Source organism: Curtobacterium pusillum (assembly GCF_013359865.1).
Lineage (GTDB): Bacteria > Actinomycetota > Actinomycetes > Actinomycetales > Microbacteriaceae > Curtobacterium > Curtobacterium pusillum.
Window position 1 is genome coordinate 1 of sequence record NZ_JABMCE010000058.1, and the last position, 508, is coordinate 508.

Annotated in this window: 1 pseudogene; it reads left to right on the forward strand. The window is 76.0% G+C overall.

Features of this window, described 5'->3' with window-relative positions:
• Window positions 1–134: 134 nt before the first annotated feature.
• A pseudogene (locus HP507_RS04070) lies at window positions 135–508 on the forward strand (DNA polymerase III subunit gamma and tau); the annotation flags it as partial.

A 508-nucleotide genomic window follows, 5' to 3' on the forward strand; every position in this document is an offset into this window, starting at 1 on the left:
CGGCGGTGCCGAGCGCGCCCGAAGCGCCGTCGGCGGAGCCCACCACGGGGTCGGCGCCGGCCACGACGCCTGCCGCGGGGACGGCGAACGCGTCCTCGACCGGCCAGGGCACGGCGGCCGGTGACGAGCCGGCCGTGCGTCCGATCGGGGCGGTGGGCTTCCAGCAGCTCCGCGACGCCTGGCCGCAGATCGTCGAGCACGTCCAGCGGCAGAAGCGTTCGGCCTGGTCGGTCGTGGTCACCGCGCAGGTCACCGCGCTGCGTGACGACGTCCTCACGCTGACGTTCCCGAGCCAGCAGGACGTGGCCTCGTTCAAGGAGATGACCGACCCGAACACCAGCGTCAGCGAGCTCCTGCGGACGGCGATCGTCGACGTGCTCGGGCTCCGCGTGAAGTTCGTCGCTCGTGGGCCGGGCGGCCCGGGGCAGCAGCGCCCGGCGCAGCAGCCCGGGCCGCAGCCGCAGCCCGGCGTCGGCGGGCAGTCGTCCACGGACGCCCAGCAGCGCGC